General features: G+C 72.6%; 24 protein-coding genes. 7 read left to right on the plus strand and 17 right to left on the minus strand.

Annotation, left to right across the window (positions count from 1 at the left end; all coding sequences use genetic code 11):
* Nucleotides 1-26 precede the first annotated feature (26 nt).
* The 8 genes from ACVWW9_RS13080 to dut form a co-directional block, all read right to left on the minus strand.
* Nucleotides 27-851: an ADP-dependent NAD(P)H-hydrate dehydratase gene (locus ACVWW9_RS13080; RefSeq protein ID WP_456515848.1), complete on the minus strand. Its 825-nt coding sequence runs from the start codon at nucleotides 849-851 to the stop codon at nucleotides 27-29.
* A 75-nt stretch (nucleotides 852-926) separates the two neighbouring features.
* Nucleotides 927-1,379 carry an alternative ribosome rescue aminoacyl-tRNA hydrolase ArfB gene (gene arfB, locus ACVWW9_RS13085; RefSeq protein ID WP_456515849.1) on the minus strand — a complete coding sequence of 151 codons (453 nt, stop codon included), beginning with the start codon at nucleotides 1,377-1,379 and terminating at the stop codon, nucleotides 927-929.
* A 49-nt stretch (nucleotides 1,380-1,428) separates the two neighbouring features.
* Nucleotides 1,429-1,899, minus strand: a complete 471-nt coding sequence (locus ACVWW9_RS13090; RefSeq protein ID WP_456515850.1) for a hypothetical protein — start codon at nucleotides 1,897-1,899, stop codon at nucleotides 1,429-1,431.
* Nucleotides 1,900-1,963: 64 nt separating this feature from the next.
* Nucleotides 1,964-3,928 (minus strand): 1-deoxy-D-xylulose-5-phosphate synthase, encoded by a 1,965-nt coding sequence (dxs, locus tag ACVWW9_RS13095; protein WP_456515851.1) that lies wholly within the window; start codon nucleotides 3,926-3,928, stop codon nucleotides 1,964-1,966.
* A gap of 72 nt (nucleotides 3,929-4,000) precedes the next feature.
* On the minus strand, nucleotides 4,001-6,844 hold the full coding sequence (locus ACVWW9_RS13100; protein WP_456515852.1) for an aconitate hydratase: 2,844 nt from the start codon (nucleotides 6,842-6,844) through the stop codon (nucleotides 4,001-4,003).
* Nucleotides 6,845-6,948: 104 nt separating this feature from the next.
* Nucleotides 6,949-7,725: a DUF3159 domain-containing protein gene (locus ACVWW9_RS13105; RefSeq protein WP_354260497.1), complete on the minus strand. Its 777-nt coding sequence runs from the start codon at nucleotides 7,723-7,725 to the stop codon at nucleotides 6,949-6,951.
* Nucleotides 7,725-8,324: a DUF3710 domain-containing protein gene (locus tag ACVWW9_RS13110; protein WP_123698030.1), complete on the minus strand. Its 600-nt coding sequence runs from the start codon at nucleotides 8,322-8,324 to the stop codon at nucleotides 7,725-7,727. The genes ACVWW9_RS13105 and ACVWW9_RS13110 overlap by 1 nt, the downstream gene beginning before the upstream one ends.
* A complete protein-coding gene (gene dut / locus ACVWW9_RS13115) occupies nucleotides 8,321-8,773 on the minus strand; it encodes a dUTP diphosphatase (protein ID WP_123698031.1) in 453 nt (150 codons plus the stop codon). The genes ACVWW9_RS13110 and dut overlap by 4 nt, the downstream gene beginning before the upstream one ends.
* A gap of 68 nt (nucleotides 8,774-8,841) precedes the next feature.
* Here dut and ACVWW9_RS13120 point away from each other — a divergent pair, with 68 nt between their 5' ends.
* On the plus strand, nucleotides 8,842-9,315 hold the full coding sequence (locus ACVWW9_RS13120; protein WP_456515853.1) for a DUF3093 domain-containing protein: 474 nt from the start codon (nucleotides 8,842-8,844) through the stop codon (nucleotides 9,313-9,315).
* An 83-nt stretch (nucleotides 9,316-9,398) separates the two neighbouring features.
* Here the strand turns inward: ACVWW9_RS13120 and ACVWW9_RS13125 are convergent, their stop codons facing one another.
* Nucleotides 9,399-9,689 (minus strand): DUF4193 domain-containing protein, encoded by a 291-nt coding sequence (locus tag ACVWW9_RS13125; RefSeq protein WP_123698033.1) that lies wholly within the window; start codon nucleotides 9,687-9,689, stop codon nucleotides 9,399-9,401.
* 226 nt (nucleotides 9,690-9,915) lie between these two features.
* Between ACVWW9_RS13125 and sepH the strand changes: the two genes are divergently transcribed.
* The 4 genes from sepH (at nucleotide 9,916) to ACVWW9_RS13145 (ending at nucleotide 14,793) form a co-directional block, all read left to right on the plus strand.
* Nucleotides 9,916-11,151, plus strand: coding sequence for a septation protein SepH (sepH, locus tag ACVWW9_RS13130; protein ID WP_456515854.1), 1,236 nt, complete (start codon nucleotides 9,916-9,918; stop codon nucleotides 11,149-11,151).
* Between the two features lie 141 nt (nucleotides 11,152-11,292).
* Nucleotides 11,293-12,660 (plus strand): MFS transporter, encoded by a 1,368-nt coding sequence (locus ACVWW9_RS13135; protein ID WP_456515855.1) that lies wholly within the window; start codon nucleotides 11,293-11,295, stop codon nucleotides 12,658-12,660.
* A gap of 103 nt (nucleotides 12,661-12,763) precedes the next feature.
* Nucleotides 12,764-13,678 (plus strand): NAD(P)-dependent oxidoreductase, encoded by a 915-nt coding sequence (locus tag ACVWW9_RS13140; protein WP_123698036.1) that lies wholly within the window; start codon nucleotides 12,764-12,766, stop codon nucleotides 13,676-13,678.
* A complete protein-coding gene (locus ACVWW9_RS13145; RefSeq protein ID WP_456515856.1) occupies nucleotides 13,678-14,793 on the plus strand; it encodes an alcohol dehydrogenase catalytic domain-containing protein in 1,116 nt (371 codons plus the stop codon). Before ACVWW9_RS13140 ends, ACVWW9_RS13145 begins: the two co-directional genes overlap by 1 nt.
* Nucleotides 14,794-14,798: 5 nt before the next feature.
* Here the strand turns inward: ACVWW9_RS13145 and ACVWW9_RS13150 are convergent, their stop codons facing one another.
* Both ACVWW9_RS13150 and ACVWW9_RS13155 read right to left on the minus strand, forming a co-directional pair.
* Complete coding sequence (locus tag ACVWW9_RS13150) at nucleotides 14,799-15,191, minus strand: hypothetical protein (RefSeq protein ID WP_456515857.1); 393 nt, start codon at nucleotides 15,189-15,191, stop codon at nucleotides 14,799-14,801.
* Between the two features lie 365 nt (nucleotides 15,192-15,556).
* Entirely contained in the window at nucleotides 15,557-16,573 is a 1,017-nt protein-coding gene (locus ACVWW9_RS13155) for an alkaline phosphatase family protein (protein WP_456515858.1), read from the minus strand.
* A gap of 77 nt (nucleotides 16,574-16,650) precedes the next feature.
* Here ACVWW9_RS13155 and ACVWW9_RS13160 point away from each other — a divergent pair, with 77 nt between their 5' ends.
* Nucleotides 16,651-19,098, plus strand: a complete 2,448-nt coding sequence (locus ACVWW9_RS13160) for a DNA gyrase/topoisomerase IV subunit A (RefSeq protein WP_456515859.1) — start codon at nucleotides 16,651-16,653, stop codon at nucleotides 19,096-19,098.
* Nucleotides 19,099-19,224: 126 nt separating this feature from the next.
* Here the strand turns inward: ACVWW9_RS13160 and ACVWW9_RS13165 are convergent, their stop codons facing one another.
* Both ACVWW9_RS13165 and ACVWW9_RS13170 read right to left on the minus strand, forming a co-directional pair.
* Nucleotides 19,225-20,184 carry a polysaccharide deacetylase family protein gene (locus ACVWW9_RS13165; RefSeq protein ID WP_456515860.1) on the minus strand — a complete coding sequence of 320 codons (960 nt, stop codon included), beginning with the start codon at nucleotides 20,182-20,184 and terminating at the stop codon, nucleotides 19,225-19,227.
* Nucleotides 20,185-20,236: 52 nt separating this feature from the next.
* Nucleotides 20,237-22,330: a DNA gyrase/topoisomerase IV subunit B gene (locus tag ACVWW9_RS13170; protein ID WP_456515861.1), complete on the minus strand. Its 2,094-nt coding sequence runs from the start codon at nucleotides 22,328-22,330 to the stop codon at nucleotides 20,237-20,239.
* Here ACVWW9_RS13170 and ACVWW9_RS13175 point away from each other — a divergent pair.
* Nucleotides 22,303-22,755, plus strand: coding sequence for a DUF7455 domain-containing protein (locus ACVWW9_RS13175; protein WP_456515862.1), 453 nt, complete (start codon nucleotides 22,303-22,305; stop codon nucleotides 22,753-22,755). The two genes, ACVWW9_RS13170 and ACVWW9_RS13175, sit on opposite strands and share 28 nt — an antisense overlap.
* Before the next feature lie 95 nt (nucleotides 22,756-22,850).
* On the opposite strand, the gene ACVWW9_RS13180 is transcribed toward ACVWW9_RS13175, so the two are convergent.
* The 4 genes from ACVWW9_RS13180 to ACVWW9_RS13195 form a co-directional block, all read right to left on the minus strand.
* Entirely contained in the window at nucleotides 22,851-23,654 is an 804-nt protein-coding gene (locus ACVWW9_RS13180) for an amino acid ABC transporter ATP-binding protein (protein ID WP_456515863.1), read from the minus strand.
* Nucleotides 23,644-24,300 carry an amino acid ABC transporter permease gene (locus ACVWW9_RS13185; protein ID WP_456515864.1) on the minus strand — a complete coding sequence of 219 codons (657 nt, stop codon included), beginning with the start codon at nucleotides 24,298-24,300 and terminating at the stop codon, nucleotides 23,644-23,646. The genes ACVWW9_RS13180 and ACVWW9_RS13185 overlap by 11 nt, the downstream gene beginning before the upstream one ends.
* Before the next feature lie 76 nt (nucleotides 24,301-24,376).
* Nucleotides 24,377-25,225, minus strand: a complete 849-nt coding sequence (locus ACVWW9_RS13190; protein WP_456515865.1) for an amino acid ABC transporter substrate-binding protein — start codon at nucleotides 25,223-25,225, stop codon at nucleotides 24,377-24,379.
* Between the two features lie 90 nt (nucleotides 25,226-25,315).
* Nucleotides 25,316-26,698 carry an RNA polymerase sigma factor gene (locus tag ACVWW9_RS13195; protein WP_456515866.1) on the minus strand — a complete coding sequence of 461 codons (1,383 nt, stop codon included), beginning with the start codon at nucleotides 26,696-26,698 and terminating at the stop codon, nucleotides 25,316-25,318.
* Nucleotides 26,699-26,823 lie beyond the last annotated feature (125 nt).

A 26,823-nucleotide genomic window follows, 5' to 3' on the forward strand; every position in this document is an offset into this window, starting at 1 on the left:
CTCGGCGCCGGACGGTGCAGCGCCCGTCAGGCGGCGAGCAGCGCCGCGATCGTCGCGGGCACGGCCTCGGCGACGTCGAGGGCGACGAGCGGTCCGCCGCCGCTCGCGCGTGCGGCCGCGAGGCCGTGCACGACGGCCGCGGAGGCCGCGAGCTCGGCGAGCCGCGCGGCGTCGGCGTGCACCTCGCCCGCGTGCGTCGCGACGAGCGCGCCGAGGATGCCGGCCAGCACATCGCCGGAGCCGGCGGTCGCGAGCCAGTGGGTGGCGCGCGGCAGCCGGATGACGCTGCCGTCCGGGCCGGCGACGAGGCTCTCGGCGCCCTTGAGCAGCACGACCGTGTCGTAGGCCTCGGCGGCTCGGCCCGCCCACTCTGCGGGGGCGCGTCGGACGGCGTCGGCGTGCGTCTCGATGCCGACGTGCGCGAGCATGCGGACGAGCTCCCCGTGGTGCGGGGTGACGACCGCGGCGCCGGCGGCCTGCGCGGCCAGGTCGAGGGCGCCCGCATCGAGCACGATGGGCGCGCCGCTGCCGAGCGCGGCGTGGAGCGTCGCGGCGAGCGACGGGGACCGCAGCCGCGCATCCTGGCCGCTCCCGACGAGCCACGCCTCGACGCGGCCCTCGCCCGTGACCACCTCGGGCCTGCGCGCGAGCACGAGGTCCTCCACGCGGCGCGGGGCGATGAGCCGCACCATGCCGAGCCCGGTGCGGTGCGCGGCCTCGACGCCGAGCACGGCCGCGCCCGGGTAGCGCTCCGATCCGACGATCGCCCCCAGCACCCCGCGGCGGTGCTTGTCGGCGAAGGCGTCGGGCACCGCGATGCGCGCGGCGGTGTCGGCCTCGGTCCACAGCATGCCGCCACGATACCGAGCCGGGCCGGGCTCCTCGGTGGCCGCGCTGGTCGGCGGCTGGGCTAGTCGGCGGCTGCGCTAGTCGGCGTCCGGGCGGCGGCGCTGCTGCTTCGTCGCCGACCGCTGCTGCTTCGCGGCGAGCCTGCGGCGGTGCGCGCCCCGGGTCGCCGTCGTGGCGCGACGCCGCGGCCCCTCGGGCGCGAGCGCCGCGGCCAGCAGCGCCGCGAGCCTGCCAGACGCGATCGCCCGGTTGCGCAGCTGCGACCGCTCGGTCGACGCCGTCACCGTGACCGCGCCGTCGACGAGCCGGGCGGCGAGGCGGGAGAGGAGCGTCGCCCGCTGCTCCTCGGAGACCGCCGCCGAGTCCGCGACGCTCCACGAGAGCTGCACCCGGCTATCGGAGGTGTTGACGTGCTGCCCACCGGGCCCCGACGAGCGCGAGAAGCGCCAGCGCAGCTCGGACGCGGGGATCGACAGCGCCGGCGTCACGACGAGGTCGGAGCCCACGTCGTCGGATCCCGGAGCGCGCATGCCTCCAGCGTCGCACGGCGCGGCCGCGGCCGCACGGCCAGCGCCGCGATCACCCGTCGGCGATCCTGTCGGCGAGCAGGTCGACGCCGCCGCTGTGCGCGAGCAGCACCGCCCGGAGCGTGCCGGCGTGCTCCGCCCCGGCGCGGCGCAGCGCGTCGTGCCACGCCCAATCGTCGGGCGACGCCCACGGCGGCCCCGGCCGCTCGAGCACGACGGCGACGGAGCATCCGGCGTCGGCGATCCCGCCGAGGATCCTGCCGAGCGCCGCGGGCGCCTCGGCCTCGGGGGTGATCGGGGTGTCGTCGATGAGCGTGAGGCGCGGCACGAGCAGCCCGTCGCCGTCGAGCAGCAGCAGCCACAGCCGCCGCACGAGGCCCTCGCGGACCACGCTCCTCGCACGCTCGAGCAGCGAGGCGTCGTCGTCGATCGGGAGGTCGCCCAGCTCGAGCAGCCGCTCGACGGTGAGCCGCGATCGCGCGGCCTCGGATCCGGTGGTCTGGGATCCGGTCATCTCGTCCATGGCGGGCATGGAACCGCATCCGGCACCGCGGCCGCTCCAGCGGACTGCGCGGCTGTGGAGGGCGTCAGTCGGCGGCGGGCTCCTGCATGTCGGCATCCGACTCGAGCCGCAGCTCCTGCTCGCCGGGCAGCGGCCGGGCGATCGGCACGCGGCCCGTGCCGAGCACCTGCTGGATGATGTTGCGCGCGATCGCCTGCGCCGAGAGCCCCGCGTCCTCGAGGATCTCGCCGCGCTCGGCGTGGTCGATGAACGCATCCGGCAGGCCGAGCTCGTCGACCGGGGTGTCGACGCCGGCGGCGCGCAGGTCCTGGCGCACGCGGGTGCCGATGCCGCCGACGCGCACGCCGTCCTCGAGCGTGATGACGATGCGGTGGTCACGCGAGAGCTCGACGATCGACGCCGGCACCGGCACGACCCAGCGCGGGTCGACGACGGTGACGCCGATGCCCTGCGCCTGCACGCGCTGGGCGACGTCCATCGCGAGGTGCGCGAACGCGCCGATGGCGATGAGCAGCACGTCGCGGTGCGGCGCCTCGAGCAGCACGTCGACGCCGTCGTCGGTGCGGCGCACCGCGTCGAGCTGGTTGGGCACCGAGCCCTTCGGGTAGCGGATGACGGTCGGCGCGTCGTCGACGGCGACCGCCTCGCGCAGCGCCTCCTCGAGCCGGGCCGCGTCGCGCGGTGCGGCGAGGCGGATCCCGGGCACGAACTGCAGCAGCGCGAGGTCCCACATGCCGTGGTGGCTCGGGCCGTCGGGGCCGGTCACGCCGGCGCGGTCGAGCACGAACGTCACGCCTGCCTTGTGGAGCGCGACGTCCATGAGCACCTGGTCGAAGGCGCGGTTCACGAAGGTCGCGTAGATCGCGACCACCGGGTGCAGGCCGCCGAACGCGAGCCCTGCCGCCGTGGTCACGGCGTGCTGCTCGGCGATGCCGACGTCGAGCACGCGCGAGGCGTCGAGCGCCGCGAGCCGGTCGAGACCCGTCGGGCGCAGCATCGCCGCGGTGATGCCGACCACCCGGTCGTCCTCGCGCGCGATCGAGACGAGCTCGTCGGCGAACACGCTGGTCCAGGACGGCCGGCCGGCGCTCGCGATCGACTCCCCCGTCTCGGGGTCGATCTGCCCGACCGCGTGGAACTGGTCGGCCTCGTCGTTGATGGCGGGGTCGAAGCCCTGCCCCTTCTGCGTGATGACGTGCACGATGACGGGGGCGCCGAAGTCGCGCGCCTGCTGCATCGCCTCCTCGAGCGCCTCCTGGTCGTGCCCGTCGATGGGGCCGAGGTACTTGATTTCGAGGTTGGAGTAGAGCACCTCGTTGTTCACGAAGCGGGTGAGGAAGCCGTGGGTGGCGCCGCGGACGCCGCGATAGACGGCCCTGCCCGGGTGCCCGAAGCGCGAGAACAGCCGCTCCGACGTGCCGCGGAGGCTCGTGTACGAGCGCTGCGTGCGCACGCCGTTGAGGAAGCGCGCCATGCCGCCGATGGTCGGTGCGTAGGAGCGGCCGTTGTCGTTCACGACGATCACGAGGCGGCGCCGGTTGTCGTCGGAGATGTTGTTGAGCGCCTCCCACGTCATCCCGCCCGTGAGGGCGCCGTCGCCGACCACCGCGACGACCGTGCGGTCGTGCTGGCCGGTGATGTCGAAGGCGCGGCTGATGCCGTCGGCCCACGACAGCGACGAGGAGGCGTGGCTCGACTCGACGATGTCGTGCTCGCTCTCGGCGCGCTGCGGGTAGCCGGCGAGGCCGCCCTTCTGGCGCAGCCGCGAGAAGTCCTGGCGGCCGGTGAGCAGCTTGTGCACGTACGACTGGTGCCCGGTGTCGAAGACGAAGGCGTCGCGGGGCGAGTCGAAGACGCGGTGCATCGCGAGCGTCAGCTCGACGACGCCGAGGTTCGGCCCCAGGTGCCCGCCGGTCCGCGAGACCTCGCGGATGAGGAACGCGCGGATCTCCGCCGCGAGCTCCACCAGCTGCTCGCGGGTGAGGCCGTCGAGGTCGCGCGGACCCGTGATCTGCTCGAGGATCGCCATAGGCCCTCCATCGTAGTCGCCGCAACCAGGAAGGCCCCCTCCGTGGGAGGGGGCCTTCCTGTGCGCCTCGGCTCAGACGAGCGAGCGCAGCACGTACTGGAGGATGCCGCCGTTGCGGTAGTAGTCCGCCTCTCCGGGCGTGTCGATGCGGACGACCGCGTCGAACTCGACCGGCTGCTTGCCCTCCGGGCTGTGCGCCGTCGGGGTCGCGACGACGTGCACGGTCTTCGGGGTGACGCCCTCGTTCAGCTGCGTCAGGCCCGTGATCGAGATCTCCTCGGTGCCGTCGAGGCCGAGCGACTCCCACGTCTCACCGGCGGGGAACTGCAGCGGGACGACGCCCATGCCGATGAGGTTGGAGCGGTGGATGCGCTCGAACGACTCGACGATGACCGCCTTGACGCCCAGCAGGCTCGTGCCCTTGGCTGCCCAGTCGCGGCTCGAGCCCGAGCCGTACTCCTTGCCGCCGAGCACGACGAGCGGGGTGCCCTGCTCCTGGTAGTTCGCGGATGCGTCGTAGATGAACGACTGCGCGCCGTCGTCGGTCGTGAAGTCGCGCGTGTAGCCGCCCTCCACGCCGTCGAGCAGCAGGTTCTTCAGCCGGATGTTCGCGAAGGTGCCGCGGATCATGACCTCGTGGTTGCCGCGGCGCGAGCCGTAGGAGTTGAAGTCCTTCCGGTCGACGCCGTGCTCGGTGAGGTACCGACCCGCGGGGCTGTCGGCCTTGATGCTGCCGGCCGGCGAGATGTGGTCGGTCGTGACCGAGTCGCCGAGCTTCGCGAGCACGCGGGCGCCCGTGATGTCGGCGACCGGGGTCGTCTCCATCGTCATGCCGTCGAAGTACGGGGGCTTCCGCACGTACGTCGACGACGCATCCCACTCGAACACGTCGCCCGCGGGCGTCGGCAGGTTCTGCCACCGCTCGTCGCCGTCGAAGACCGCTGCGTACTGGGTCGTGAACATCTCGGTGTCGATCGACGAGTCGATCGTCGCCTGCACCTCCTCGGCCGAGGGCCAGATGTCGGCGAGGAACACGTCCTGGCCGTCCTTGCCCTTGCCGAGCGGCTGGTGGTCGAAGTCGAAGTCCATCGTGCCGGCGAGCGCGTAGGCGATCACGAGCGGCGGCGACGCGAGGTAGTTCATCTTCACGTCGGGGTTGATGCGGCCCTCGAAGTTGCGGTTGCCCGAGAGCACCGCGGTCACGGCGAGGTCGTTGTCGTTCACCGACGCCGAGATCTCCTCCTTCAGCGGGCCCGAGTTGCCGATGCACGTCGTGCAGCCGTAGCCGACGAGGTAGAAGCCGAGCGACTCGAGGTCGCCCCACAGGCCGGCCTTCTCGTAGTAGTCGGTGACGACCTTGGAACCGGGCGCCATCGTCGTCTTGACCCACGGCTTCGAGCTGAGGCCCCGCTCGACGGCGTTGCGCGCCAGCAGGCCGGCGGCGAGCATGACCGACGGGTTCGACGTGTTCGTGCACGACGTGATCGCGGCGATCGCCACGTGGCCGTGGTCGAGCTCGAACGACTCGCCATCGACCTCGACCTGCACGGGCTGCGAGATGCGCGACGGCGTCGGCGCGCCCACCGGCACGGCGGGCGTCGGTGCGACGAGCTCCTCGTCGGTGTCGGCCGAGAACGAGGCGGGGTCGGATGCCGGGAAGGTGTCCTCCACGGCCTCGTCGACGACGTCCTTCTCGGGCACCGGCGCCTGCTCGGGCGCCGTGGCGTAGTTCACGAGGTCGGCCGAGAACTGCTGCTTCGCGTTCGTCAGCTCGATGCGGTCCTGCGGGCGCTTCGGGCCGGCGATCGACGGCACGACCGTCGAGAGGTCGAGCTCCATGTACTCCGAGAACGTCGGCTCGACCGCGGGGTCGTGCCAGAGGCCCTGCTGCTTCGAGTAGGCCTCGACGAGCGCGATCTGCTCCTCGGTGCGCCCGGTGAAGCGGAGGTAGTCGAGCGTGACGTCGTCGACCGGGAAGATCGCGGCGGTGGAGCCGAACTCCGGGCTCATGTTGCCGATCGTCGCGCGGTTCGCCAGCGGCACCGAGGCGACGCCCGTGCCGTAGAACTCGACGAACTTGCCGACCACGCCGTGCTTGCGGAGCATGTCGGTGATCGTGAGCACGACGTCCGTAGCCGTGACGGCCGGTGGGATCGCGCCGGTGAGCTTGAAGCCGACGACCCGCGGGATGAGCATCGAGACGGGCTGGCCGAGCATGGCCGCCTCGGCCTCGATGCCGCCGACGCCCCAGCCGAGCACGCCGAGGCCGTTGACCATCGTGGTGTGCGAGTCGGTGCCGACGACGGTGTCGGGGTAGGCGGTGAGCTCGCCGCCGAAGGTGCGCGAGTAGGTGACCTTCGCGAGGTTCTCGATGTTCACCTGGTGCACGATGCCGGTGCCCGGCGGGACGACCTTGAAGTCGTCGAACGCCGTCTGGCCCCAGCGGAGGAACTGGTAGCGCTCACCGTTGCGCTGGTACTCGATCTCGACGTTGCGCTCGAAGGCGTCGGGCGTGCCGAAGAGGTCGGCGATCACCGAGTGGTCGATGACGAGCTCCGCGGGCGCGAGCGGGTTGATCTTCTTGGGGTCGCCGCCCAGCTCGGCGACGGCCTCGCGCATGGTGGCGAGGTCGACGATGCAGGGCACGCCGGTGAAGTCCTGCATGACGACGCGCGCCGGCGAGAACTGGATCTCGACGCTCGGGTCGGCGTCGGCGTCCCACGAGCCGAGCGCCTGGATCTGCTCGCGCGTGACGTTCGCGCCGTCCTCGGTGCGGAGCAGGTTCTCGAGCAGCACCTTGAGGCTGAACGGCAGCCGCTCGTGGCCCTCCACCGCGTCGATCCGGTACACCGTGTAATCGGTGCCGCCGACCGACAGCGTGTCCTTGCTGCCGAAGCTGTTCGGGTTCGCCATCATGACTCCTCAGGGGTCTCTGGGATGCGCTGACTGCGCCTCGAGTGTATGCCTCGTGCCGGCGTTCCGGTCGGCCTGAGGGCGAGATATCTTGACGTCAAGATATCTTATCGCGCGTCGGCCTCCGCCGCATCCGCGGGCGTGTCCAGCACGGCGCGCACCATGAGCCACGAGACCCAGAGCGCCGCGAGGTAGAGCGGCATCCCCATCGCGAGCTTCGTCGCGGCGAGCAGCTCGACCGCGCCCGGCGTGCCGGCGTCGGCCGCGAAGTACATCGGCACCTGGACGACGAGGCGCAGCGCGATGACGGCGAGCCACAGGATGGTCGCCCGCCACGCCACCGCGCGCTTCGCGCTCTGGGTGCGCCACGCGTGGGGCGTGCCCGTGAGCGAGCCCGCGATGACGCCGACGAGCGGGCGGCGCAGCAGCATGCTCACGACCAGCACGGCGATGAGCATGCCGTTGACGGCGAAGCCCCAGAGGAAGTTGTCCTCGCCCTGACCGGTGAGCAGCGCCACCGCGGCGGAGATGCCGACGCCGATGAGCCCCGCGAACGCGAGCACCGGCTGGCCCTTCTGCAGCACGCGCCAGGCGACGAAGCCGACCGAGACGGCGAGCGGCACGAGCACGGCGAGCCAGACGTCCTTCGTCGTGGCGTAGAGCACGAGGAAGAGGATGCCCGGCAGCAGCGACTCGACGAGGCCGCGGACGCCGCCCATCGCGGCGAGCATCGCGTTCCCGGACGGGGGCGCGCTCGGGTCGAGGTGCCCGAGCGCCGAGCCGCGGATGGCGGCGCCGACCTGCTCGGAGAACGAGGGCTCCGGCTCGCTCGCGGCGTCGCGCGCCGGCTCGGACGATGCCGGCCGGCCGGGCTCGTCCGCCATCAGACGGTCTTCGGCGCGGAGAGCGGGATGAGCTCGCGCGGCGGCATGGGCTGCACGCCGCGGCAGACGACGGTCGAGCGGAACAGCTCGATCGCCTTCGCGGCCTCGTCGTCGTCGAGCGCCGCCTTGCCGCCGATGAGGCCCTGGAGCATCCAGCGCGGGCCGTCGACGCCGATGATGCGCACCGCGCGCGGCGCGCCGTCGGGGCCGGACTGCAGGCGCGCGAGCAGCTCGGGGCCGAGCTGGCCGTCGGCGTCCTCGACCGTCGCGCCCTGGCGCTCGAGCTGCGCGCGCAGCACCTCGCGCACGGGCGCCCAGATGCCCTCGCTGCGGGGCGCCGCGAACGGCTGCAGCTGCACCGTGGAGCCCTCGTGCTCGAGCGTGACCGCGACGATCCGCTTCGACTTCTCCTCGACCTCGAGCCGCATCTGCATGCCCGGTCGGGGCACGATGCGCAGCCCGCCGAGGTCGACGTAGGGGCGCACGGGCGCCTCCGACTCGTCGAGCGGGCCGATCTCGGCTCGGTCGTCCGGCGCGCTCTTCTCGACGAGCGCCTCGTCGTCGGGCAGCTGCTCCTGGCCCTCGGTGGTGTCGGTCATCGTGCGATCCCCTCTTGGACGGCGCCTCGGCCGGTCGATCCGTGCCCGCGCTCGCCCCGATCGGAGCCCGGCAGCCGCTCGACCTCGATGAAGCGCACGCGCTCGACGCGCTGCACGACGATCTGGGCGATGCGGTCCCCGGGCTCGATGCGGTGCGGTTCGGTGCCGGTGTTGAGCAGGTTCACCTTGATCTCGCCGCGGTACCCGGCGTCGACCGTGCCCGGCGCGTTCACGATCGTGATGCCGTGCTTGGCGGCGAGGCCGCTGCGCGGGTGCACGAACGCGGCGTAGCCGTCCGGCAGCGCGATCGCGACGCCCGTGCCGACGAGCGCGCGCTGGCCGGGCTCGAGCGTGACCGCCTCGGCGGCGTGGATGTCGGCACCGGCATCGCCAGGGTGCGCGTAGGACGGCACCGGCGATCCGGTGACGAGGACTTCTACCTGCTCCATCGCTGTCGAGGCTAGCCGAGCGGGACGCCGGGCGGAAACGCGCACCGCGGGCACGGGATGATGGAGGCATGACCTCCGCCCCCTCGTACCGCGAGCGGCTCGGGCCGCCGTGGTGGATGCCCCTGCTCCTGCTCCTCATCGTGCCCGCCGCGCTGCTGGTGTTCCTGCCGGTCGACATCAACGTCGGGATCGCGGTCGCGATCGGGCTCTACGTCGCCGTGCTGGGCATCCTGTGGCTCGCGGCGCCCGTCGTCGAGGTGCAGGGCGACGTGCTGCGCGCAGGAAGGGCGCGGATCGACGTCGTGCACCTGGGCACGGCGGATGCGCTCGAGGGCGCGGACGCGACGGCCGCGATGCGCGGCGGCTGGGACCCGACCGACCACCACGTCATCTCGCCGTGGACGCGCTCGGTCGTGCGGGCGAGCGTGGAGGATCCGAGCGATCCGACCGGCGCGTGGGTCGTGAGCTCGCGGCATCCGCATCGACTCGCGGCGGCGATCGAGGCGGCGCGCAGCACGCCTCGCGGTACCGCGGCCGCGTAGCGCCGAGCCCTGCGCAGCACGCCCCCGGACGCAGCGACGCCCGCCGCCAAGCAGGCGACGGGCGTTGCGACGATCAGGTCAGGTCAGTGGGCGCACTCGCGGCAGATCGGGCCGAGCTTCGTCTCGTGGTCGAACTGCAGGCGGTGCTTGACGAGGAAGCAGTTGACGCAGGTGAACTCGTCCTCCTGCGCCGGCAGCACCACGACGTCGAGCTCGACGTCGGCGAGGTCGGCCGCCGAGAGGTCGAAGCTGCCCGGGTTGTCGGCATCCTCGTCGGTCGAGACGCTCTTCGCGGGGACGCGCTCCTTGAGCGCCTCGATCGACTCGTTCTCGGTGTCGTCGGTCTTGCGCGGGGCGTCGTAATCGGTGGCCATGAAGGTGTCCTTGCTTGGGGTTGGAGCGGCGTCGGCGCACAGTCTGCACGAAACGGGACCGCATGGCAAATCAGATATCCCGTTCCGAGGCGCGCGGACGATCAGCGCCGTCATGCGTCCGTGCCCCACCCAGAACACGCGGCGCGCCCGCTCCATTCCCGCGCGGCGTCCCCGCAGCGTGGGATGCTGGCTCGATACCGACACCGCCAGGAAGGACCGACGAATCATGCAGCAGCTGAGCGTCATCGGCGTCGAGGACGACGTGCTCATCCTCGAGTCCGACTCCGGCGAGCGCTTCAGCGTGCCCGTCGAAGCACTGCCCGAGCGCAGGAAGCAGCCGAGCGCGATCCCCCACCGGGAGCGCAAGGCCACCCCCCGCGACATCCAGTCCCTCATCCGAGGCGGCATGACGGCCGAGCAGGTCGCCTCGTCGACCGGCGAGGAGCTCGCCTACATCGAGCGGTTCGAGGGTCCGGTGCTCGCCGAGCGCGCGCACGTGCTCGACTCCGCGCTGTCGATCCCGGTCGCCTCCGGCGACATCGACCCGCTCGCGCAGGAGACGACCTTCGGCGCGGCGATCGAGGAGCGGCTCGACGACCTGCGCGCCTCCGACCGCTCGTGGGCGTCGTGGAAGGACGCCGAGGGCGGCGCCTGGACCGTGCGCCTGCGCTTCACGACCGAGGGCATCCAGCACGAGGCGCTGTGGGGCTACGAGTCGAAGAAGGCCACGCTCACCCCGCGCAGCAAGGAGGCGATCTCGCTGAGCCAGTCGGGCGACGCGTCGAGCGTGCTCGTGCCGCGGCTGCGCGCGATCGACCGGCAGTCCCGTCCGTCCGCCCCGGCGGGCGCACCCGCGCCGTCCGAGGCGGCACCGGCAGCAGCCTCCGCGCCGTCGCCGGCCGACGAGCCCGCTCCCCCGATCTCGCAGCGCGCGGCGACCGACACGGGCCGCTTCGACTCGGATGCCTTCCGCATCCAGCGCGGCGCGACGCGATCGTCGCCCGCACCGGTCGAGCCCGGCATCGGCCTCGAGGACGCCGTCGCCTCCTCCGCCGCGGTCGAGAGCTCGGTCGACGAGCGCCGCGAGCCCACGAAGGCCGACAACCCGTGGCTGCGCCGTCGCGGCGGCGAGGTCGGCAGCCAGCCCGAGAACGTCCAGGCCGCCGCCATCAACCGGCCCGCAGCCGCGACGCAGCCCAACCACACGGCGGAGCTGCTCGATGCGCTGCGCCGGCGCCGGAGCGAGCGCGAGGCCGCGCTGCGCACGGCCGAGAGCGAGCCCGTGCGCTTCGAGCCCGAGCCGACCCAGGCCGAGCAGGCGGCAGAGGCCGAGCCCGAGGCGCAGCGACCGCAGCGCGCCGCGGCGACCGGGCCGGTGGGCGGCCGCAAGCGCGGCTCGCGCGCCTCGATGCCGAGCTGGGACGAGATCGTGTTCGGCAGCCGCACGGACGACGACCGCTAGCCGCACCGCAGCAGCGCAGAGGGAGGGCCGCCCGACAGGGCGCCCTCCCTCTGGCGTGTCGTGGGTGCCCGCGCGCCACCTGAACGCTTCGTCATGTTAGATTCACCGCGCACAGTCCCGTGCACCTACAAGGAGGTAGGCATGACAGCATCCGCGCACGACACCACGCGCGACAACGACCGCAAGGGCCTCGGCCGGGTCGTCACCGCCGCCATGGCCGGCACGGTCGTCGAGTGGTACGAGTTCTTCCTGTACGCCACGGCGTCCACGATCGTCTTCAACCTGATCATGTTCCCCGCGAACGACGATCCGTACTTCCCCATCATCAGCGCGTTCCTGACCTACGCGGTCGGCTTCATCGCGCGCCCGCTCGGCGGCATCGTCTTCGGCCACTTCGGCGACAAGTACGGCCGCAAGAAGATGCTGCAGTTCGCGATCATCCTGGTCGGCGTCGCCACGTTCCTCATGGGCTGCCTGCCGACGTTCGACCAGATCGGCTACTGGGCACCCGCACTGCTCGTGCTGCTGCGCTTCGCGCAGGGCTTCGCGGTCGGCGGCGAGTGGGGCGGCGGCGTGCTGCTCGTCGCGGAGCACTCCCCCAACAAGGAGCGCGGCTTCTGGTCGTCGTTCCCGCAGGCCGCCGTGCCTGCCGGCAACCTCATCGCCACCGTCGTGCTGCTCCTGCTGCAGCTGCTGCTCGACGACGACCAGTTCCTCAGCTGGGGCTGGCGCGTCGCGTTCTGGCTCTCGGTCGTCATCGTCGCGGTGGGCTACTACATCCGCACGCGCGTCACCGACGCACCGATCTACCAGGCCGTCCGCGACGAGGTCGCGCAGTCGCAGGCACAGTCCTACGGCGTGCTCGAGGTGCTCAAGCGCTACCCCAAGGGCGTGCTGACGGCCATGGGCCTGCGCTTCGCCGAGAACGTCCTGTACTACCTGGTCGTGACGTTCTCGATCGTCTACCTGCGCACCTACCTCGAGTACGACGTCTCCCGCATCCTCGGGCTCATGGCGATCGCGCACATCGCGCACTTCATCTTCGTGCCGATCGTGGGCAGGTTCACCGACCGGGTCGGGCGCAAGCCGATGTACCTCGCCGGCGTGCTGCTCGGCGCGACGTGGGGCTTCATCGCCTTCCCGATGTTCGAGACGGGCAGCGACATCGTCATCCTGTCGGCGATCATCCTCGGCCTGCTCTTCCACGCGCTCATGTACGCGGGCCAGCCCGCCATCATGGCCGAGCTGTTCCCGACGCGCATGCGCTACTCGGGCGTCTCGCTCGGCTACCAGGTGACCTCGATCGTCGCGGGCTCGCTCGCCCCGATCATCGCCACCGCGCTGCTGAGCCAGTTCGACAGCTACATCCCGGTCGCGATCTACATCGTCATCGCGTGCGTCATCACCCTCGTGGCGGTGCTCGCGCTCAAGGAGACGAAGGGCATCTCGCTCCACGACGTCGACGACATCGACCGCGAGCGACTGCTCGCCGAGAAGGGCACCCTCTGATCATCGATCTCGATCGGTGATCGGGCGGGCGGCGGGGGCATCCTCGCCGCCCGTCCGCGTCCCAGCAGATAGCGTTGCAGCACACCTACGGAAGGAATCGACGATGACGTCAATCGCCTGGATCGGACTCGGCAACATGGGCAGCCGGATGTCCTCCCACCTGGTCACCGCGGGTCACGACGTGCGCGGCTACGACGTCGTGGACGCGCTGCGCGACGGCGCGGCGGAGCACGGCATCACGCCCGTCGGCTCGATCGCCGAGGCGGTGGAGGGCGCCGAGGTCGTCATCCTCAGCCTCCCGAAGGGCGAGCACGTGCGGCAGGTGCTCGAGAGCGACGGCGGCGTCTTCGCGCACGCCGCGCCCGGCACGCTCATCCTCGACACGTCGACCGTCGACATCGAGACCTCCCAGTGGTGCCACGGGCAGGCGGGCTCGCGCGGCTTCCGCTTCGTCGACGCACCGGTCTCGGGCGGCACGCAGGGCGCGCAGGCAGGCACGCTCACCTTCATGCTCGGCGGCATCGAGGACGACGTCGCCGACGCGAAGGAGATCGTCACGCCGATGGCGGGGAACGTCTTCGCGGTCGGCGAGGCGACGCACGGCATCGCCGCGAAGCTCGTGAACAACATGATGCTCGGCATCTCGATCCTCGCGATGTCCGAGGGCTCGCAGCTCGCCCAGCAGCTCGGGCTCGACCCGCAGGCGTTCTTCGACGTCGCCCGGGTCTCGTCCGGCGACTCCTGGGCGCTCCGCACCTGGTACCCCGTGCCCGGGATCGTGCCGGGCGCCGCATCCAACGACAACTTCGACGCGTCGTTCTCGGCGATGCTCTGCCACAAGGACGTCACGCTCGCGGTCGCGGGCGCCGAGCAGACGGGCGTGCACGTGCCGGCCGCGACGCTCATCCGCGATCAGCTGCAGCGGCTGCTCGACGACGGGCTCGGCGGCAAGGACTGCACGCTCGTCGTGCGCGAGGCGAGCCCCGACGGCACCGTGCAGGGCTGGGACGGCAACTGATGCGGATCCGCGGCGCGGTGCTGCGCTCGATCGGCGCCGAGCGGCCGTTCGCCGCGTCCCGGCCGCTCGAGCTCGTCGACCTCGAGCTCGACGCGCCGGGCCCGGGCGAGCTGCTCGTGCGCATCGAGGCGGCCGGGCTGTGCCACAGCGACCTCTCGGTCGTCGACGGCGCCCGGCCGCGGCCGGTGCCGATGCTGCTCGGCCACGAAGCCGCGGGCATCATCGAGGCGATCGGCCCCGGCGTCGACGACGTCGCGGTCGGCGATCGCGTCGTCACGACCTTCCTGCCCCGCTGCGGCGAGTGCGCCGCGTGCGCGACGGACGGCAGGCTGCCGTGCGAGCGCGGCTCGGCGTCCAACGGCGCCGGCGAGCTGCTCGGCGGCGGGCGACGGCTCCACGAGGGCACCGGCGCCTCGGCCTCGGACGTGCATCACCACCTCGGCGTCTCGGCCTTCGCGACGCACGCGGTCCTCGACCGGCGCTCGGTCGTGCCCGTGGGCGCCGATGTGCCGCCCGCGGTCGCCGCGGTGCTCGGCTGCGCCATGCTGACCGGCGGCGGCGCGGTCATCAACGCGGGGAAGCCGCGCGAGGGCGACGACATCGTCATCGTCGGGCTCGGCGGCGTCGGCATGGCGGCGCTGCTCGCGGCGGCCTCGCTCGGCGTCGGCCGGGTGATCGGCGTCGACGCCGTGCCGGCGAAGCTCGAGACGGCGCTCCAGCTGGGCGCCGACGTCGCGCTCTCCCCCGACGACGCGATCGCCCAGGGGCTGCGCGCGGCCGTCGTGGTCGAGGCGGCAGGCCACCCCAAGGCGTTCGAGACGGCGTTCGCCCTCACCGCCGCGGGCGGCACGACCGTGACCGTCGGGCTCCCGCGGGCCGATGCGCGGTCGTCGCTGTCGCCGCTGACGTTCACCGCGGAGGCGCGCACCGTGATCGGCTCGTACCTCGGCTCCGCCGTGCCGGCGCGCGACATCCCCCGCTACGAGCAGCTGTGGCGCGAGGGCAGGCTGCCCGTCGAGGCGCTCGTGACGAGCGAGATCGGCCTCGACGAGCTCAACGAGGCGCTCGACACGCTCGCGGACGGCAAGGCGATCCGCCAGGTCGTGCGCTTCTAGCCGCGCTAGCCGTCCTCCGGCGCTGCGGGCGGCCCGTCGCACACCAGGTCGAAGCCCCCAGCTCGATCGAACGCGTCCGCCTCCGCCGGCGCGACCGCGGCGATCTCGATCGACGGCACCGCATCCGGCATGCCGCAGTGACCGATGACGATCCAATCGAGGAAGTCCTCCGGTGGAGCGCCGTAGGACGCGTGCTCGACGGGGCCGGTGCCCGGCTCCACACGCACCTCGATGAGGCCGAGCGTGCCGGCGGGCGCGAGCGCTGCCGCCTCGCCGACCGTGGTCGAACCCGTGTCGACCGCTGCGGCGAACGATCCGAGCTGGGCCTGCGTCAGCGGCGCCGGCCCGGGATCAGCCGTGCATCCCGCGAGCCCGAGCAGGAGGATGACGGCGAGCACGCTCGAACGCGTTCTCGTGAGCATGCGAGTCGACCACCCATCCGGGCGCCGCCGCCCTCGCGCCTCACGGTAGCGTGCAAGATTGCGCACCACGCAACCACGTGATGCGCAAACCCTCGCTGGTCAGCGGCGGCGCGACGAGCCTCGCCCGCTGTTCCGGTCGCGGCGCTCGCCGATCTTGCGGGCGATGAACCCGACGAGGGCGGTGGCGACGGTCGTGATGATCCACCTGCGCATGGTGGGTTCCTCTCCTCAGAGCTGTCCGGGCTCAGAGCCCGGCTGGTCGACCCGGGCCGTTGGACCCGGATCCAGGGCAATCCTGTACCCCGCCCCTGGACGTCGGATCAACGGCCGCGGCCGAGCGATCAGGCGAAGGCGCCGAAGCGGCGCAGCGGCACGCGCAGCTCGTCGGGCGTGAGCGAGCCGTGCTGGCCGACCATGCCCCGGCCCGGGTCGTCGGCGTCGAGGTAGATCGCCGTGCGGCCCCGCACCGCGACGAACACGTCGCCGAGCCGCGGCGCCACCTCCGGGTGCACCTCGCCGAGCCAGCCGGCGTCGACGACCTGCTGCCGGGTCGCCACCCACGCGCCGTCGCCGAGCCAGGCCCGCCACGCGTCGGCCACCGCATCTGCGTCGGTGTCGTCGTCGACGTGCAGCTGCAGGCAGCGCGGCTCCCCCGCGACGTGCGCGAGCCCGGCGAGCAGCGCCGGCGGCGCGATCCGCTGCCCGGATGCGTCGACGTCGACCATGCCGTGATCGGCCGTGACGATGAGGCCGACGTCGCGCCGCAGCGAGGCGGCGAGCTGCGCCGTGAGCCCGTCGACCTCCTCGAGCGCGTCCGTCCAGGCCGGGCTCTGCCAGCCGCGATCGTGACCGGCTCGGTCGAGCTCCGGGACGTAGAGGTAGACGAGCGATCGCTCCCTGGCCGCCTGCTCGGCGAGCGCGAAGCGCTCGGCCATCGTGCGGCCGCCGCGGTACGCCGCACCGCGCAGCACGGCGTTCGTGAAGCCGCCGGCGGCATGCCTCGGCTCGCCGATCGCGATCGACGGCGTCGACTCGAAGAGCGTCGGGCGTCGCTGCCAGCGCGCCGGATCCATCGGTCCGCCCCAGTCGCGCAGCTGGTTGCGCACGCCGGCCCCCGGCACGAGCGCGTCGTAGCCGACGATGCCGTGCTCGCCCGCGAGCGCTCCGGTCGTGAGGGACGCGAGCGCCACCGCGGTGGTGGACGGGAAGCCGGCGTCGAGCGAGCCGCCGGGCGCGCCCGCGAGCGTGCGCGCGTGGCCGGCCCGCTGCCCGAGCTGCGATGCGCCGAGCCCATCGACGAGCAGCACGACCGCCCCGGCGGCCTTCGGCAGGCCGAGCGGGTTCTGCTCGCCGCGCATCGCGAGCGACGAGCTCGCCAGAACGTCGGCAAGGCTCCGGGATCCGGGCACTCGCGTCGGTAGCATTCCGTCAGCCTATGACTGCCTCGCCTCCTCCCCCGCCCTCGGACATCCCCGTCGCCGAGCGCATCGATGACATCGATGTCGCCGCGGAGATGCAGGACTCGTTCCTCGAGTACGCCTACTCGGTCATCTACGCCCGCGCCCTCCCGGACGCACGCGACGGCCTGAAGCCGGTGCAGCGGCGCATCCTGTTCCAGATGTCGGAGATGGGCCTGCGCCCCGAGCGCGGCCACGTCAAGTGCGCACGCGTCGTCGGCGACGTCATGGGCAAGCTGCACCCGCACGGCGACTCCGCCATCTACGACGCGCTCGTGCGGCTCGCGCAGGACTTCAGCCTGCGCCTGCCGCTCGTCGACGGCCACGGCAACTTCGGCTCGCTCGACGACGGCCCCGCCGCCGCCCGCTACACCGAGGCGCGCCTCGCGGCCGCCGGCCTCTCGCTCACCGAGGGGCTCGACGAGGACGTCGTCGACTTCATCCCCAACTACGACAACTCCTACCAGCAGCCCGACGTGCTGCCGGCCTCCTACCCGAACCTGCTCGTCAACGGCGCGAGCGGCATCGCGGTGGGCATGGCGACGAACATGGCGCCCCACAACCTCGTCGAGGTCGTGCAGGCGGCGAAGCACCTGCTCGCCCACCCGCAGGCGACCACCGCCGACCTCATGCGGCACGTGCCAGGGCCCGACCTGCCCGGCGGCGGCATCATCGTCGGGCTCGACGGCGTGCGCGAGGCGTACGAGAGCGGCAGGGGCAGCTTCCGCACGCGCGCTCGGGCGTCGATCGAGCGGCACGGCCGCAAGACGCAGATCGTCTTCACCGAGCTGCCCTACCTCGTCGGGCCCGAGCGGGTCATCGACAAGATCAAGGCCGGCGTGCTCGCGAAGAAGCTCCAGGGCCTCTCCGACGTGCAGGACCTCACCGACCGCAAGCACGGCCTCCGCCTCGTCGTGGGCGTCAAGACAGGCTTCGACCCGGATGCGGTGCTGCAGCAGCTCTACCGCCAGACGCCGCTCGAGGACGGCTTCTCGATCAACAACGTCGCGCTCGTGAAGGGCGTGCCCGAGACGCTCGGCCTCAAGGACCTGCTGCGCGTCTACCTCGACCACCGGGTCGGCGTCGTGCGCCGGCGCAGCGAGTTCCGGCTGCGGAAGCGCCGCGAGCGGCTGCACCTCGTCGAGGGCCTGCTCATCGCGATCCTCGACATCGACGAGGTCATCCAGGTCATCCGCTCGTCGGACGACGGCGAGCAGGCGCGGGCGCGGCTGCAGGACGTCTTCGACCTCTCGGAGCCGCAGGCCGAGTACATCCTCGAGCTGCGGCTGCGACGGCTCACGAAGTTCAGCCGCATCGAGCTCGAGGCCGAGCGCGACGAGCTGCTCGCGCAGATCGCCGAGCTCGAGCGCATCCTCGGCACGGAGGCCGCGCTGCACGAGCTCGTCGCGAGCGAGCTCGACGAGGTCGCCGAGCGCTTCGGCACGCCCCGCCGGTCGCTGCTGACCGAGGCGAACGGCCAACCCACCTCCGGCCGCGCGTCGGCGGCGAAGGTCGCGGCGAGCCTCGAGATCGCGGATGCGCCGACGCGCGTGCTGCTCTCGGCGACCGGCCGCGTCGTGCGCGTCGACGGCGAGGAGCCGGTCCCCGCGCCCGCGCGCCGCAGCCGCCACGACGCGATCCGCTCGAGCGTCCCGACGACGACCCGCGGCACGTTCGGACTCGTCACCTCCTCGGGCGCCGTGCTGCGCCTGACGCCGGCCGACCTGCCGTCGGTGCCGCCCGCATCCATCGGCCTGACCGCCGGCATCAAGGTGCGCGACCTCGGCGCCTTCGAGCGCGGCGAGGACGCGGTCGCGCTCATCGACCTCGCGAGCGACGCGCCCTGGCTCGTCGCCACCGCCCAGGGCACGGTGAAGCGCATCCGCCCCACCGAGCTGCGGGACCGCGATCGCGAGCCGGTCATCGCGCTCAAGGCCGGCGACCGCGTCATCGGCGTCGCGCCGGCGCCCGACGACGACTGGATCGTGCTCATCACGAGCGACGCGCAGCTGCTGCGCTTCCCCGCCGGACAGGTGAACCCGCAGGGGCCGGGTGCCGCCGGCATGAAGGGCATCGGCCTCAAGGCCGGTGCCGCCGTGCGCTTCGCCGGCGTCGTCGCCGACGACGCGGAGGTCGTGACGGTCACCGAGCCGGCCGAGACGCTCGCGGGCCTCGACGAGCCGCGCGCGAAGGTGTCCGACCTCGCCGAGTTCCCGCCCAAGGGGCGCGGCACGGGCGGCGTGCAGGCGCACCGGCTCCTGAAGGGCGAGGCAGGCCTCGCCCTCGCGTGGGCCGGCCCGTCGCCGCTCGCGGTCGGCACCGACGGCTCGCAGCGCCAGCTGCCGCCGGGCGGCGCGGCCCGGGCGGGCTCTGGCGTCTCGGTCGACGGCGCGATCGGCGCGATCGGCTCCCGCCTCGGCGACTGACCGGTCAGGCCGCGAGTCCGCGACCCTCGAGCGCGAACTTCCCCCAACTGCGGGTTTCCGCGCCTGAAACCCGCGGTTCGGGGAAGTTCGGCGAACGGGGTCGCGGCTCGAGGCGGTCGGCGGAGGTCAGCCGACCAGGTCGCCGAGCCCGACGAAGCCGTAGCCGAGCGCGCGCAGCTCCCGGATGATCCGCGGCAGCGCGTTCGCGTCGAGCGTCGACCCGTCGTCGGGGTTCGCGCCCACGTGCATGAGCACGATGTGCCCGGGCACCGCGGTGCGGACGACGCGGTCGACGACCTCGTCGACGCTCAGCCCGCCGCTCGTGCCCTTCCACCCGAGCGAGTCGACGCTCCAGCGGATCGGCAGGTAGCCGGCGTCGTTGACGACTCGGATGTCGTGCTCCGTGCGGGCGCCGAAGGGGAAGCGGAAGAGCGGCATCGCAGGCACGCCGGTCGCGGCGACGATCGACGCCTCCGCCGCGGCGAGGTCGGCCCGGATGCGGTCGTCCGGCAGGCTCTCGTACGCGAGGTGCCGGTCGCTATGGTTGCCGACCGCGTGGCCCGCGTCGGCGATCTCGCGGACCCGCTCCGGGTACATGCGGGCGAACGCCCCCGTCACGAAGAAGGTGGCCGGCACGTCCTGCTCGTCGAGCGTCTCGAGGATCGCGCTGACGCCGCGGTCGGAGCTGCCGGCGTCGAAGGTGAGCGCGACGACGGCGCGGCCGTCGGGGATCCGCTCGAGATCGACGCCGCGCCACGCCGTCGGGAGCCCCGGCTGCGGGCTCGGCGTGGATGGTGCCGGCGTGGGACGCGGCTGCTGCGTGGGCGGCGGCGTCGGCGGGGCGTTCGGCGACGGCGGCGGATCGACCGGCGGCGCCGCCGTGGCGGGCGGTCCCGTCGTCGGCGGGACGGATGCGGGATCCGGCGATGGCGCCCCGGTCGGGCCAGGGAGCGGCTCGGCGGAGGATGTCGGGCTGGCGGAGGGCGGGGCGGAGTTCTCGTCGCCGGGCCCCGGGGCACCGCAGGCGACGAGCGCCAGGCCCGCGACCAGCGCGAGCCCGGCCAGGACGCGACGCGCCGCTCGCATGTCGCCAGTATGCGCGCGACCGCCGAGCGTCGGAACCCCCGCCGGGTCACGATCAGGCGTCGATGCGCTCCCGGTCGACCTGGGAGGTGACGATGAGCTCGCGCCGCGGCGCGACCTCGTTGCCCATGAGCAGCTCGAAGATCTCGAGCGCTCGCTCGGCATCGTTGATCGTGACGCGGCGCAGCGTGCGACGGCTGCGGTCCATCGTCGTCTCGGCGAGCTGGTCGGCGTCCATCTCGCCGAGGCCCTTGTAGCGCTGCGGCGGCTCGTGCCAGCTCTTGCCGGCCTTCTTCAGCCGCGTGAGCGTGCGATGCAGCTCCGCGTCGGAGTAGGTGTACACCGCCTCGTCGGGCTTGCCGCGGTGCTTGACGAGCACGCGGTGCAGCGGCGGCACGGCCGCGTAGACGCGACCCTCCTCGATGAGCGGGCGCATGTAGCGGTGGATGAGCGTGAGCAGCAGCGTGCGGATGTGCGCGCCGTCGACGTCGGCGTCCGACAGCATGATGATCTTGCCGTATCGGGCGGCCGAGAGGTCGAACGAGCGGCCGGAGCCGGCGCCGATCGACTGGATGATCGCCGCGCACTCGGCGTTCGAGAGCATGTCGGCGATCGACGCCTTCTGCACGTTGAGGATCTTGCCGCGGATGGGCAGGATCGCCTGGAACTCGCTGTCGCGCGCGGGCTTCGCCGTGCCGAGCGCGCTGTCGCCCTCGACGATGAACAGCTCGGTCTGCGCGACGTCGTTCGAGCGGCAGTCGACGAGCTTGACCGGCAGCGAGGACGACTCGAGCGCCGTCTTGCGGCGCGCGGTCTCCTTGAGCGAGCGCGCCGAGATGCGCGCCTTCATCTCGTTGACGACCTTCTCGAGCAGCGCGGCGGCCTGCGCCTTCTCGTCGCGCTTCGACGACGTGAGGATCGCGCCGAGCTCGCGGGCGACCACCTGCGCGACGATCTGGCGCACGGCGGGCGTGCCGAGCACCTCCTTCGTCTGCCCCTCGAACTGCGGCTCGGGCAGCCGCACGGTCACGACGGCGGTGAGGCCGGCGAGCGCGTCGTCCTTCTCGATCCTGTCGTTGCCGGCCTTGAGCTTGCGCGCGTTCGCGGCGACCTGGTCGCGGATCAGCTTGAGCAGCGACTGCTCGAAGCCCGCGAGGTGCGAGCCGCCCATCGGCGTGGAGATGATGTTGACGTAGGTCTGCACGACCGTGTCGTAGCCGGTGCCCCAGCGCAGCGCGATGTCGACCTCGCACGTGCGGTCGACCTCGCGGGTCACCATGTGGCCGGTCTCCTCGTCGAGCACCGGGATGGTCTCCTGGAAGTCGCCCTCGCCGGTGAGCCGCCAGGTGGCGGTGAGCGCCGGGTCGGGCGCGAGGTACTCGGCGAACTCGCTGAGCCCGCCGTCGTACTTGAAGTCGTGCACGACGCGCTCGTCGGCGCGGTCGTCGATGATCTGGATCGCGAGCCCCGGCACGAGGAACGCGGTCTGGCGCGCGCGGCGGGCCAGCTCGTCCGCGAGGAACTCGGCGCCCTTCGTGAACACCTGCGGGTCGGCCCAGTAGCGCACGCGGGTGCCGGTGACGCCCTTCGCGACCTTGCGCACCTTGCGCAGCCGCGACGCATCCGTGAACGGCAGGAACGTGGCGCCGGGCGACGGCTCGCCCTCGTCGAGGAACTCGCCGGGCTCGCCGCGGTGGAAGGACATCGCCCAGGTGGCGCCGTCGCGGTCGACCTCGACGTCGAGGCGCTCCGAGAGGGCGTTGACGACGGATGCGCCGACGCCGTGGAGGCCGCCGGACGACTTGTAGGCGCCGCCGCCGAACTTGCCGCCCGCGTGCAGCTTCGTGAAGATGACCTCGACGCCGGTGAGGCCGGTGCGGGGCTCGACGTCGATCGGCAGGCCGCGCGCGCGGTCGCGCACCTCGACGGAGCCGTCTGCGTGCAGCACGACCGTGATGTCGTCGCCATGGCCGCCGAGCGCCTCGTCGACCGAGTTGTCGATGATCTCCCACAGGCAGTGCATGAGGCCGCGCGAGTCGGTCGAGCCGATGTACATGCCCGGGCGCTTGCGCACCGCCTCGAGCCCCTCGAGGACCGTCAGGTGCCGTGCCGAGTAGTCGGATGCCGCGGCTGCCAACCGATCCCCCATTCCTGCGTGCGCTCCGCACGATCGAGCCGTGCGCGGCCCGCCGATGGCTGCCGCGCCTGCCAGCCTACGTCCGCGGTCCCACGACGGCCGCGCTGCCACGCGGCGCGCTCCCGGTTGCGCCGCTGGCGAACCGCCCGCGAAATGACGCCGATGCGCAGGTCGTCCATGCCACGATGGAGGACGGACGAATGAGGGAGGGCACCGTGAACGACATCCAGACCACGACGCTCGAGGCCGATGAGGCAAGCGCACCGCTGAGCGGGCTCGATCGCTGCGACAGCTGCGGAGCCCAGGCGTACGTCCGCGCGACGATGGAGAGCGGCACGCTGCTCTTCTGCGCGCACCACGCAGCGAAGCACCGCGATGCGCTGCAGCCGCTCGCCAAGGTGTGGCACGACGAGACGGCCAAGCTCCAGGAGCGCTGACCGTCGCGCGCACCCGCGCACGGTCCCAGACGAGCGAAGCGGCCCGACCCCACGAGGGGCGGGCCGCTTCCGCGTGCGCCGGGCGTCAGGCCGTCTCAGCGGCCGAACGGCCCCTGCAGGCGCTGCAGGAAGCGGCGGGTGCGCTCGTGCTCGGGCGCGCCGAACACCTGGTCCGGCGTGCCGCGCTCGACCACGACGCCCTCGTCGAAGAACGACACCTGATCGGCGACCTCCCGCGCGAACCCGAGCTCGTGCGTGACGACGGCCATCGTCCAGCCCTCGCCCGCGAGCTCGGTCATGACGGCGAGCACCTCGCCGACGAGCTCCGGATCGAGCGACGACGTCGGCTCGTCGAACAGCAGCATCGACGGCTGCAGGGCGAGTGCCCGCACGATGCCGACGCGCTGCTGCTGGCCGCCGGAGAGCGATGACGGGTACGCGTCGGCCTTCTCGCGCAGCCCGACGCGCTCGAGCAGTCCGAGCGCCTCCGCCATCACCGTGTCGCGATCGCGCCCCTGCACGCGGATCGGCCCTATCGTCACGTTGCCGAGCACCGTCAGGTGCGGGAACAGGTGGTGCTGCTGGAAGACCATCGCGGAGGCGCGGTGCAGGGCGGCGCGCTCCCGCCGCGACCGCGGCCGCGACAGGTCGATCTCGAGCTCGCCGATCCGCAGCGTCCCCGCCTCCGGCTCCTCGAGCCCGTTGAGGGAGCGCAGCACCGTCGTCTTGCCGGAGCCCGAGGGGCCGATGAGCGCGTGCACCGTGCCGGCCTCGATGTCGAGGTCGACGCCGCGCAGCACGTGGTTGTCGCCGAACGACTTCTGGAGGCCGCGCGCCGAGAGCAGCGGGCCGGAGGGCAGCGAGGCGGTGGGCAGCGAGGCGGACGCGTCAGACGGCATAGCGGTCCAGCTTCTTCTCGAGTCGGTCCTGGCCGGCCGCGAGCACCAGGCAGATGACCCAGTAGACGGCGGCGGCGACGATGTAGATCGTGAGGAACTCGCCGCTCGGCGCGGCGATGCGCTGCGCGACGCGGAAGAGCTCGGTGAAGAGGATCACCGAGCAGAGCGAGGTGTCCTTCACGAGCGAGATGAACGTGTTCGACAGCGGCGGCACCGACACGCGCGCCGCCTGCGGCAGCACGATGCGCCAGAGCGACTGGCCGCGGGACATGCCGATCATCGACGCGGCCTCCCACTGCCCGCGCGGGATCGACAGGATCGAGGCGCGGATGATCTCGGCCGCGTACCCGCCGACGTTCATCGAGAGCGCGATGATCGCGCTCGGCCACGGGTCGAGCGTGATGCCGATCTGCGGCATGCCGTAGAAGATCACGAACAGCTGCACGAGCAGCGGGGTGCCGCGGATGGCCGAGATGTAGGCGCGCGCGAGCCCGGAGAGCCAGCGGATGCCCGAGATGCGCGCGAGCGCCAACGCGACGGCGATCACGAGGCCGAGCGCGAACGAGGCGAGCGTCAGCGGGATCGTGCCCGTCACGGCGCCGATCGCGATCGGCCCGAGCGACTCGAGGATCAGCTGCCAGCTCACGCCGCGAGCCTACGGCGTCGGGCCGGACGCCGACGCGGCCCCGGCGAGCGCCGGGGCCGCGAGCGGTGTGCGGGCGTCACGGCTGGGAGACGTCCTCGCCGAAGTAGCGCTCGGAGATCTCGGCGAGCGTGCCGTCCTCCGCGAGCGTGGCGAGCGCCTCGTCGACGGCCGTCACGAGCGACTCGCTGCCGGCGCGGAACGCGAGGGCGTTCTCGCTCGTCTCCTCGGTCTCGGCGATGTCGACGAGGCCGGTCTCGCCGCCCTGCGACTGCACGTAGTCGAGGTAGGTGAGCCGGTCGTTGATCGTCGCGTCGACGCGGCCGGAGCGCAGCAGCTCTGCGGCCTGGGCGAAGCCCTCGACCTCCTCGACGTCGGCACCCGCCTCGGTCGCGATCTCGGCCCAGTTGCTCGTGAGCGACTGGGCGCTCGTGCGTCCGGCGAGGTCGTCGAACGACGCGATGTCGCTGCCCTCGGGGACGATGAGCACGCCCGGCGAGTACGTGTAGGGCTCGCTGAAGACGTAGCGCTCGAGGCGCTCGGGCGTGATGGAGACCTGGTTCGCGATCACGTCGACGCGGCCCGCGTCGAGCGCGGCGAAGATGGCGTCCCACGGCGTCTCGACGAACTCCACCTCGACGCCGAGCTCCTCGGCGACCGCGGTGATGATCTCGACGTCGTAGCCGGTGAGCTCGCCGGCGCCGCCCTCGTGGAACGAGAACGGCGAGTACGTGCCCTCGGTGCCGACGACGAGCGTGCCGGCCTCCTGCACCTGCTCGATCGTCAGGCCGGTCGACGCCTCACCGCTCGCGGCGGGCTCTCCGCTCGCGGCGGGCTGGCCGGTCGAGCAGCCCGCGAGGGCGACGGAGGCGGCGGCGATGGCCGCGACGGGGGCGAGCCGGGACAGGATCGTGCGGGGGCGAGGCATGAGCGCTCCTTCTTGGGGGTATCGACCCATCCTAGAACGAGCGAGGCCGCCCGGGTGTTCCCGGGCGGCCTCGTGACGATCCGTGACGGATCACTCCAGGTAGTCGCGGAGCTGCTGCGACCGCGACGGGTGGCGCAGCTTCGCCATCGTCTTCGACTCGATCTGGCGGATGCGCTCGCGCGTCACGCCGAAGGTGTCGCCGATCTGGTCGAGCGTCTTCGGCATGCCGTCGCCCAGGCCGAAGCGCATGCGGATGACGCCCGCCTCGCGCTCCGAGAGGGAGTCGAGCAGCGACTCGAGCTGGCGCTGCAGCATCGTGAAGCCGACCGCGTCGGCCGGGACGACCGCCTCGGTGTCCTCGATGAGGTCGCCGAACTCGCTGTCGCCGTCCTCACCGAGGGGCGTGTGCAGCGAGATGGGCTCGCGGCCGTACTTCTGCACCTCGATGACCTTCTCGGGGGTCATGTCGAGCTCGCGCGCCAGCTCCTCCGGGCTCGGCTCGCGGCCGAGGTCCTGCAGCATCTGGCGCTGCACGCGGGCGAGCTTGTTGATGACCTCGACCATGTGCACCGGGATGCGGATGGTGCGGGCCTGGTCGGCCATGGCGCGGGTGATGGCCTGCCGGATCCACCACGTCGCGTAGGTCGAGAACTTGAAGCCCTTCGTGTAGTCGAACTTCTCGACGGCACGGATGAGGCCCAGGTTGCCCTCCTGGATGAGGTCGAGGAACTGCATGCCGCGACCGGTGTAGCGCTTCGCGAGCGAGACCACGAGGCGCAGGTTCGCGCCCAGCAGGTGGCTCTTGGCGCGCTGGCCGTCGCGGGCGATGCGCGTGAGGTCGCGCTTCATCTGCCAGTCGAGGTTCGGCTCCATCGAGAGCTTCTCCTCGGCGAAGAGCCCGGCCTCGATGCGCATGGCGAGGTCGACCTCCTGCTCGGCGTTCAGCAGCGCGACCTTGCCGATCTGCTTGAGGTAGTCCTTGACCGGGTCGGCCGTCGCGCCGGTGATCTGCGTGGCGGCGGGCTCGTCGTCGTCGCCCGAGAGGCGCATGGCGCCGGTCGGGAGCTTCTCGACGTGGACCGCCTCCTCCTCCTCGGCCTCCTCGACCTCCTCGGTGACCTCCTCGGTCTCCGGCTCCTCGGTCGTGGCAGCGGCCTTGCGGCGTCCCCCGCGGGCAGCGGGAGCAGCGGCGGCCGGAGCGGCCTTCTTTGCCGCGGCGGTCTTGGCGGCGGCGGTCTTCGCGGTCGTGGCCTTCGCCGCTGCAGGCGCCTTTGCCGCAGTGGTCTTGGCTGCGGTGGTCTTGGCCGCAGCGGTCTTCGCCGCCGTGGTCTTGGCCGCGGTCGTCTTGGCGGCCGGCGCCTTCTTGGCGGGCGTCGCGTCCGCCGCGGGCGCGGCGGCCTGCTCGGCGTCAGTCGCGGCAGCGGCCTTCGTCGAGGTACGACGCGTCGTCGTGGTCGTTTCCTTGGCTGGCATGCGTCCTCCGCAGGTCTCAGGCACCCAGGCTTCGGGGCAGTCGAATGACCCATGTCAAGTCCGTGCGGCAGCACAACCTCGACTGGGTCGGTCTTGACAGTATAGCGCCGGGTATGGCATACGCA

It is taken from the genome of Agrococcus sp. UYP33 (assembly GCF_054060915.1).

Bases quoted from the DNA above. Each gene is read 5' to 3' on its own strand.
- ACVWW9_RS13175 (WP_456515862.1), top strand. From the start codon at position 22,303: ATGCCGCGGCTGCCAACCGATCCCCCATTCCTGCGTGCGCTCCGCACG.
- ACVWW9_RS13160 (WP_456515859.1), top strand. From the start codon at position 16,651: ATGACTGCCTCGCCTCCTCCCCCGCCCTCGGACATCCCCGTCGCCGAG.
- ACVWW9_RS13125 (WP_123698033.1), bottom strand. From the start codon at position 9,689: ATGGCCACCGATTACGACGCCCCGCGCAAGACCGACGACACCGAGAAC.
- ACVWW9_RS13100 (WP_456515852.1), bottom strand. From the start codon at position 6,844: ATGATGGCGAACCCGAACAGCTTCGGCAGCAAGGACACGCTGTCGGTC.
- ACVWW9_RS13190 (WP_456515865.1), bottom strand. From the start codon at position 25,225: ATGCCTCGCCCCCGCACGATCCTGTCCCGGCTCGCCCCCGTCGCGGCC.
- dxs (WP_456515851.1), bottom strand. From the start codon at position 3,928: ATGGCGATCCTCGAGCAGATCACGGGTCCGCGCGACCTCGACGGCCTC.
- ACVWW9_RS13165 (WP_456515860.1), bottom strand. From the start codon at position 20,184: ATGCGAGCGGCGCGTCGCGTCCTGGCCGGGCTCGCGCTGGTCGCGGGC.
- ACVWW9_RS13135 (WP_456515855.1), top strand. From the start codon at position 11,293: ATGACAGCATCCGCGCACGACACCACGCGCGACAACGACCGCAAGGGC.
- ACVWW9_RS13090 (WP_456515850.1), bottom strand. From the start codon at position 1,899: ATGGACGAGATGACCGGATCCCAGACCACCGGATCCGAGGCCGCGCGA.
- ACVWW9_RS13140 (WP_123698036.1), top strand. From the start codon at position 12,764: ATGACGTCAATCGCCTGGATCGGACTCGGCAACATGGGCAGCCGGATG.
- ACVWW9_RS13110 (WP_123698030.1), bottom strand. From the start codon at position 8,324: ATGACCGACACCACCGAGGGCCAGGAGCAGCTGCCCGACGACGAGGCG.
- ACVWW9_RS13080 (WP_456515848.1), bottom strand. From the start codon at position 851: ATGCTGTGGACCGAGGCCGACACCGCCGCGCGCATCGCGGTGCCCGAC.
- ACVWW9_RS13105 (WP_354260497.1), bottom strand. From the start codon at position 7,725: ATGGCGGACGAGCCCGGCCGGCCGGCATCGTCCGAGCCGGCGCGCGAC.
- ACVWW9_RS13195 (WP_456515866.1), bottom strand. From the start codon at position 26,698: ATGCCAGCCAAGGAAACGACCACGACGACGCGTCGTACCTCGACGAAG.
- sepH (WP_456515854.1), top strand. From the start codon at position 9,916: ATGCAGCAGCTGAGCGTCATCGGCGTCGAGGACGACGTGCTCATCCTC.
- dut (WP_123698031.1), bottom strand. From the start codon at position 8,773: ATGGAGCAGGTAGAAGTCCTCGTCACCGGATCGCCGGTGCCGTCCTAC.
- ACVWW9_RS13145 (WP_456515856.1), top strand. From the start codon at position 13,678: ATGCGGATCCGCGGCGCGGTGCTGCGCTCGATCGGCGCCGAGCGGCCG.
- ACVWW9_RS13120 (WP_456515853.1), top strand. From the start codon at position 8,842: ATGACCTCCGCCCCCTCGTACCGCGAGCGGCTCGGGCCGCCGTGGTGG.
- ACVWW9_RS13155 (WP_456515858.1), bottom strand. From the start codon at position 16,573: ATGCGCGGCGAGCAGAACCCGCTCGGCCTGCCGAAGGCCGCCGGGGCG.
- arfB (WP_456515849.1), bottom strand. From the start codon at position 1,379: ATGCGCGCTCCGGGATCCGACGACGTGGGCTCCGACCTCGTCGTGACG.
- ACVWW9_RS13170 (WP_456515861.1), bottom strand. From the start codon at position 22,330: ATGGGGGATCGGTTGGCAGCCGCGGCATCCGACTACTCGGCACGGCAC.
- ACVWW9_RS13180 (WP_456515863.1), bottom strand. From the start codon at position 23,654: ATGCCGTCTGACGCGTCCGCCTCGCTGCCCACCGCCTCGCTGCCCTCC.